General features: G+C 64.2%; 7 protein-coding genes. 5 read left to right on the top strand and 2 right to left on the bottom strand.

Annotated elements, in window-relative coordinates; genetic code table 11:
• Nucleotides 1-207, bottom strand: a 207-nt coding sequence (locus tag QZ184_RS08830) for an Rrf2 family transcriptional regulator (protein ID WP_296419145.1), incomplete at its 3' end; no start/stop codon positions are given.
• Between the two features lie 169 nt (nt 208-376).
• Here QZ184_RS08830 and QZ184_RS08825 point away from each other — a divergent pair.
• Together QZ184_RS08825 and QZ184_RS08820 are read left to right on the top strand one after the other, a co-directional pair.
• Nucleotides 377-2,182 carry an SLC13 family permease gene (locus tag QZ184_RS08825; protein WP_296419143.1) on the top strand — a complete coding sequence of 602 codons (1,806 nt, stop codon included), beginning with the start codon at nt 377-379 and terminating at the stop codon, nt 2,180-2,182.
• Between the two features lie 30 nt (nt 2,183-2,212).
• On the top strand, nt 2,213-2,653 hold the full coding sequence (locus QZ184_RS08820) for a DUF2062 domain-containing protein (protein WP_010316569.1): 441 nt from the start codon (nt 2,213-2,215) through the stop codon (nt 2,651-2,653).
• On the opposite strand, the gene QZ184_RS08815 is transcribed toward QZ184_RS08820, so the two are convergent.
• Nucleotides 2,650-3,642, bottom strand: coding sequence for a CNNM domain-containing protein (locus tag QZ184_RS08815; protein WP_247477824.1), 993 nt, complete (start codon nt 3,640-3,642; stop codon nt 2,650-2,652). The genes QZ184_RS08820 and QZ184_RS08815 overlap by 4 nt on opposite strands.
• Nucleotides 3,643-3,692: 50 nt before the next feature.
• Between QZ184_RS08815 and QZ184_RS08810 the strand changes: the two genes are divergently transcribed.
• The 3 genes from QZ184_RS08810 to QZ184_RS08800 all read left to right on the top strand — a co-directional run.
• Complete coding sequence (locus tag QZ184_RS08810) at nt 3,693-5,096, top strand: potassium transporter TrkG (protein ID WP_029626252.1); 1,404 nt, start codon at nt 3,693-3,695, stop codon at nt 5,094-5,096.
• A 54-nt stretch (nt 5,097-5,150) separates the two neighbouring features.
• Entirely contained in the window at nt 5,151-5,855 is a 705-nt protein-coding gene (locus QZ184_RS08805) for a TrkA family potassium uptake protein (protein WP_010316572.1), read from the top strand.
• A gap of 121 nt (nt 5,856-5,976) precedes the next feature.
• The coding region (locus QZ184_RS08800) for a ferredoxin:protochlorophyllide reductase (ATP-dependent) subunit N (RefSeq protein WP_296419142.1) at nt 5,977-7,091 on the top strand (1,115 nt) is incomplete at its 3' end.

Genomic DNA, 7,091 nt, shown 5'->3' with positions numbered 1-7,091 from the left:
GGCCAGTTGGTAGCCCCCCTTGGGGCCACGGCTGCTGTTGAGCAGGCCCCCCTTGCGCAGGCTGGTCATCATCTGCTCGAGGTAGCGCTCGGGAATGCCCTGTCGCTGCGCGATGACCGAGACCTGTAGCCGTCCTCCTTGGGCCTGGATGCCAGCGAGTTCGATCAGGGCGAGCAGTCCGTAGCTGGTTTTGGCGTTGAAGGGCAACGGACGTGCTTGAGGCAATTCCACGGTAAAGCACTTGGGAATTGGTGTTGCCAAGTTCCCTTTTGCAGTCTCAGTTCAGGTTGATCTTTTCTCGCTGTGCAGGGATTCCCGATCTGTTGGCCGTGTTTTGCGAGCTGTAGGCTGAGGGCCTTGCCCGATCGCCCCTCCCTTGGCTGATCTTGTTGCTGCCGCTCTGCAGCCCGGAGCCCTGATCACGCTGGTGGTGTTGCTGGGCTCCGTGGTCCTCTTCATCTCCGGTTGGCTGGCGCCCGATCTCACGGGGTTGCTCGCCGCCGGCCTGCTGGTCAGCTTCCACGTGATCGAGCCGCGCGAAGCCCTGGAGGGTTTTGGCAGCCCTGCCCTGATCACCCTGGCTGGTCTGTTCGCCATCTCCGCTGGGCTGTTCCGCAGCGGGGGACTCGATCGTCTGCGCGCCTTGATCGGCTCCGACGCCATTCGCAGCCCGAAGCGAATGATTGCCTTGATGGTGGCGGTGGTGGGTCCCGTTTCTGCGGTTGTTCCCAATACCCCGATCGTCGCCAGCCTGCTTCCGGTGGTGGAGGGCTGGTGCAAACGCCGCCGCATCTCCCCGTCGAAGGTGCTGCTCCCGTTGTCCTTTGCCACGGTGCTCGGGGGGACGATCACCCTGCTGGGCAGCTCGGTGAACCTGCTGGCCAGCGAGGTCAGTAGCCGTCTGGGCTACGGCAGCTTTGGCTTATTCAGCTTTACCCCGATCGGTCTGGGGGTCTGGCTGCTGGGCGGTTCGCTGATGGTGCTGCTCGCCGATCGCTTTCTGCCGGATCGGGGCCGCGATGACGACGACCTGATCGCTGACCTCTCCAGCAGTGGATACCTGACCGAGGTCAAGATTCCATTGGGTTCTGAGCTCATTGGCCAGTCGCTCCACGCCACGCGGCTGCAACGGCGCTTTGACCTCGACGTTCTGGAGCTGCACCGCGGCGCGGAGCGCTTTATGCCTCCCTTGGCCGACCGCACCTTGATGCTCGGGGATCGTCTGCTGCTGCGCTGCAGCCGCGAGGACCTGCTGCGCCTCCAGCAGGACCACACAGTGGTCTTGGCCCCCACGCCGGAGCAACCGCTCAGCCTGGAGCAGGACAACAGCCAGCGGATGGTGGAGGTGCTGTTGCCCTCCGGCTCCACCCTCGCCGGTGACTGCCTGCGCGATCTGCGTTTCCGGCAGCGCTACAACGCCACGGTGTTGGCCCTGCGGCGCGGCAATGCCGTGCTGCGGGAACGGCTCGGGCGCGCCCAACTCCGTGAGGGGGATGTGCTGCTGCTGCAGGGTCCCAAGGACGCCATCCGCGGCCTGGCGGCCAGTAATGACCTGGTGGTCCTGGAGCAGTTGGAGAAGGACCTGCCCACGGTCAGCCGCAAGCGCGTGGCGCTGCTCATTGCTGCCCTGGTGCTGCTGTTGCCCAGCTTTGAGATCATCCCCTTGGTGGCGTCCGTGCTGCTGGGCACGGTGGCCATGGTGGTGACCGGTTGCCTGCGCGCCGGTGAACTGCAACGGGTGGTCCGCCTGGATGTACTGGTGCTCCTGGGCTCGCTGGCGAGCTTCAGCGTTGCCCTGGAAAAAACGGGTCTGGCCTCTGCCCTGGCCCAGGCCCTGTTGCTCGGCTTGAGCAGCTGGCCGGTCTATGGCGCCATGCTCGTGGTGTTCCTGTTCACCGTCGCGTTGACCGAAGTCATGAGCAACGCGGCGACGGTGGCGATGTTGATTCCCATCGCGGGTCAGTTGGCCCAGGGGCTTGGCCTACCGCCGATGGCCTTGATTTATGTGGTGCTCTTCGGCGCCAGCCAGAGCTTTCTCAGTCCGATTGGCTACCAAACCAACCTGATGGTCTATGGCCCGGGTCGCTATCGCTTCTTGGATGTCTCCCGCTATGGCTTCCCCTTGACGATTGCGATGGCCATCGCCGTTCCTTGGATGGTCTGCCGCTGGTTCGGCCTGTAGAACGTGAGCTCGCAAGGCCCGCGGGGTTGGATGAAGCGCCTCAAACAGTGGTTGCTCTGGCTGTGGCATCACGAGGCCAGTCGCGGCCAGAAAGCCCGGGGCTTGGCGGCAGGGGTGTTCATGGGGTGCTTCCCGATCTTCGGTCTGCAGACCTTGCTGGGCATCGCCCTGGCCAGCTTGGTGCGCGGGAACCACATCCTGGCTGCGGCGGGTACTTGGATTAGCAACCCCCTGACCTACATCCCCCTCTATTGGTTCAACTACAGCGTCGGTTGCTGGTTGCTGGGCCCTGGCCCTGCCTTGCCCACCCTTGAGGCAATCCAGCAGGGGGGCATCTGGGAGCTCGGGCTGGCGATCTCCAGCCGTCTGTTGCTGGGCTCCACCCTGGTGGGATCCCTCAGCGCAGCGCTGTTTGGTGGGATCTACTGGTGGTTGCTCAAGCGCAGCCAGCAGGGCCGCGCCCATACCTAGCCCTCGGGGACCCGCTTCCAACCGGCCAGCACCCCAAGGATGTCGGCGGCGCTGACCAGGCCCACGAAGGCCCCGAACTCGTCGACAACAACCCGCACGGAGCTGCGGTCGCCGCGCCGGAAGCTGGTGAGCAGCCGATCGGCACGGATCATCTCGGGGACGAATTGCGGCGCATCACAGAGCTGGCTGATCAGGCGGTAGCCCCCACCGCTGAGCAGCTCAGCCATGGCTCGCTCGCGGCTTTGAACCCCCAGCACCTCATCCACCTCTTCCCCCAGGACAACCCACCAGGCGTCATCGGCGGCCTCAAGGATCTCCTGGCGAACCGAGTCCAGGCTGGCGCCGCCTGAAAGGGACGGGGTCGCCACCCGTGAAACCATCAGATCCCTGGCGGTGAGGTCGTTGAGGGCAAAGACCTTGCCGATCATCGCGGCCTCGTCGGCTTCGATCTGGCCCTGCTGGGAGCCCAGGCGCGCCATCAGGTGGATCTCACGTTCGTTGGTGGTGAGTTCACTCGTGGCTGTGATGGCCGGCATCAGCTTCTCCAGCACCAGCAGCAGCGGCAGGGTCAGCCGCTCGAGCATCAGCAGAATGCGGGCCGAGACCAAGGAGATCGGCATGGCGAAGCTGTTGCCGATCGTTTTGGGCAGGATTTCAGCGAAGAGGATCACGGCCACCGTGAACCCGACGTTGAAGAGCAGCAGGGCCCAGCGGCCCCCGACGCTTTCGAACACCTGGTTGGCCTGGCTACCGAGCAGGATTGAACCGGAGATGTTGAACAGGTTGTTGATCACCACCAGCAGCACCAGGGCCCGCCCGGGCCTGGCCTTGATGCGCTCCAGTGCCCGTGATCCCGGCACCTTTTGCTGCTTGAGGGTGTGGACCTGAATCGGATTCACCGTCAGCATGGCGGCTTCCGTACTGGAGGCCAAAGCCGAGCCCACCAGGATCAGCACCGCCATCACCAGCAGCACAACGATCGGATTCATCGACTGGCGCAGGCTGCGAGATCGATCGGACCTTACCTACGGTTTGCGGGATGAACCCGTCTTCGAGCAATCCAGTCCGGGCGCTACAGCGTTGGCGCCATCAGCTCACGGTGCCGCAGTTCACCGTGGTGACGGGCCTGCTGGTGATCGTTTTGGCGACACTGCTGCTCTCGACGCCGCTCTGCTCCAACTCCAACGTTGGTTTGTGGCAGGCCCTGTTCACGGCTACCTCGGCGATCACTGTGACCGGTCTTTCGGTGATCGATATCGGAGAGGATCTGACCTTCGCAGGCCAGGTGGTGCTCGCGGGCTTGATCATCACCGGTGGTCTCGGACTGATGGCGATCACGACCTTCCTGCAGGGGTTTGTGCAGGGCCGATCCGGCTTGCGTAATCGTTTGGACAAGGGCCGTGCCCTTGATGAATTCGGGGTCGGCGGCATCGGACCCACCTTCCACAGCATCCTGCTGGTGGCCCTCTGTGTGATGGGCTTGGGCACGGTGGTGCTCTACAGCTTTGGTTTTACCGACATCGAGGACCCTGGCAGACGGCTTTGGGCTGCGATGTTCCATGCCATCAGCGCTTACAACAACGCCGGATTTGGCCTCTGGTCCAACAGCCTGGAGAGCTATCGCGATAACCCCGTGGTGACTGGGGTCATCGCTTTCATGATCGTCATCGGTGGCATTGGTTGGCGGGTGGCCAATGACATCTGGAACAACCGCTTTCGGTTGGGTCGCCTGCGTCGCCTGAGCCTTCACACCCGCCTGGTCATTCGCAGTACGGCGCTGTTGATCGTCATCGGCGCGGTGGGTCTGTTGATTACCGAGCACATCGGCTACGGCGCCTCGGCGATGGAGCCCTATGGCTGGCTTGAGGACCTGCAGATCGTCCTCTTTCAGTCGATCACCACCCGCACCGCCGGCTTCAACACGATTCCCCTCTCCGCCCACCAGATCACCGACGCCGGGCTGCTGCTGATCATCCTGTTGATGTTCATTGGCGCCAGCCCCGGCGGCACCGGTGGCGGGGTGAAAACAACGACCTTCGCCATCCTGATGGGGGCCACCCGCTCGACCCTCCAGGGCCGCAGCCATGTGCTGCTGCACCGCCGGCAGATTCCCGATGCCACGGTGCTGCGGGCCGTGGGGGTCACCTTGGCTTCGGCCCTGTTTGTGGTGCTGATGGCCTTGACCTTGGGTTTGGGGAATTCCCTAGGGCAGCAGCAGGTGCAGTCCTTCAGTTTCCTGGAGAAGCTCTTCACCTGCGTCTCCGCCTTTGGCACGGTCGGCCTGGACCTGGGGGTCACGGCCCATCTCAACCGCTGGGGCCAACTGGTCTTGATGGTGGGGATGTTCGTGGGGCGGGTGGGAATCCTGTTGCTGCTCTCCGCGCTCTATGGCACCCGGCCCCAGAGCCGGGTGGGTTATCCCAAGGAAGATTTGTATGTCTAGTGGCTTCAGCACTTAGAACAGGGGCGACGAGCACCGGGCTGTGAATCAGTGGCTGTGAATCAGTGGTGGCAGTGGAGCGCTGAAGCCGGGGTACGCCGCGGCAGTTTTGCCGTCATCGGGGTCGGACGTTTTGGCTCCTCGGTCTGCTCGGAGTTGCTTCAGTCCGGGGCGGAGGTGTTGGCCATTGATTCCAACCAGCGCGCCATCGATGAGCTGCGCCAGATCGATCCCGCCATCGAAGCGCGGGTGGTGGACTGCACCGATGAAGAGGCCCTGCGGGCGGCAGGGGTGCTGGACATGGAGACGGTGGTCGTGGCCATGAGTGAACCGCTGGAGGCCAGTGTCACCGCGACCTTGATCTGCAAGGACTCCGAAGGCAGTCGGGTGAAGCAGGTGATCGCCCGGGCCACGAGCGACATCCACATGAAGATGCTCAAGCGCGTCGGCGCGGACCGCGTGGTCTTCCCCTCAAAAATGATGGGTCAGCGGCTCGGGATGGAGCTGGTCCGCCCGAATCTGCTGGAGCAGTTGCGTTTGGACGACCGCAGCAGCATTGAAGAAATCAAGGTCCCCGCAGCTTTCATCGGCCATTCGCTGCGGGATCTCAACCTCCGCAAGCACTACAACGTCAATGTCCTGGCGGCAGGACCGGCGGGCGAGCTGCATGTGAACCCCCCGGCCTCCCATGTCCTGGCTGAGGGCGAGCTGCTGGTGGTGATGGGCTCTGAGGATTCCCTGCGGGCGTTGCCCGCCAGTTGAGGGATGGGCTTTGTGCGCTTTCCCTCACCCCGTTAATGACAGCTTGTGCCCAAAGCCCCCCTAACCCCCCAAGCCGGAGCTAGCCCGGGTCGATAGCGCTCACCAAAGGGGGCTGGCTGTGATGGTCAGTAGCTCAGTTGCTTCGACGGCTTTACCACCACCGCTGAAGGAAAGCGGTCAGCGGGAGGTGTTTTGCGGCCTGACCTCGATCGTCTGGTTGCATCGGCGCATGCCGGATGCCTTTTTCCTGGTGGTGGGCTCCCGCACCTGCGCCCACCTGATCCAGAGCGCCGCCGGGGTGATGATTTTTGCCGAACCCCGCTTCGGCACCGCGATCCTTGGCGAGCGCGATCTGGCCGGCTTGGCGGATGCCAACGAGGAGTTGGATCGACTCGTCGCGCAACTGCTGGAGCGCCGCCCCGAGATCCGCACCCTGTTCCTGGTGGGGAGTTGCCCCAGTGAGGTGATCAAGCTCGACCTGGCGAAGGCCTCGGAGCGGCTGAATCAGCAGCACGCCGGGCGCGTGACGGTGATCAACTACACCGGCAGTGGCATCGAGACCACCTTCACCCAGGGGGAGGACAGCGCCCTGCAGGCGCTGGTTCCCCTGATGCCTAAAACGGACCAGCCCCAGCTGTTGATCGCAGGGACCCTGGCGGATGCGGTCGAAGACCGTTTGGTCGGCCTGTTCCAGAAACTCGGCATTGAGCGGGTGGTGAGCCTGCCGCCACGGCGTTCCACTGAGCTTCCCCCGGTGGGCCCGGGGACCCAGCTGCTCCTGGCGCAGCCCTTCCTCTCCGGTACGGCTCGGGCCTTGGTGGACCGCGGAGCCACGTTGGTGCCTGCGCCCTATCCCTTTGGTGTTGAAGGCAGCCGGGACTGGATGGCCGCGGCGGCCAGGGCCTGTGGCATTGCGCAGGACCGTATTGATGCCGTGCTGGATCCCCTGGTGGAGCGCGGCCGGCGGGCCTTGGCTCCCCACCGGGAGGTGTTGGCGGGCAAACGTCTCTTTCTGCTTCCCGATTCCCAGCTGGAGCCGGCCCTGGCGCGCTTTCTCTCGCGGGAGTGCGGCATGGAGCTGGTGGAGGTGGGAACCCCCTACCTCGACCGTCAGTTGATGGCCGAAGAGCTGGCGCGCCTGCCCGAGGGCACGCAGCTCAGCGAGGGGCAACATGTCGAAAACCAGCTGCAGCGGGTGCGCGAGGGGCGTCCCGATCTGGTGGTTTGTGGTTTGGG

It is taken from the genome of Vulcanococcus sp. DEBay_Sum22DG08_74 (genome assembly GCF_017852955.1).
Lineage (GTDB): Bacteria > Cyanobacteriota > Cyanobacteriia > PCC-6307 > Cyanobiaceae > Vulcanococcus.
This window is presented reverse-complemented; position numbering and strand designations above follow the sequence as displayed.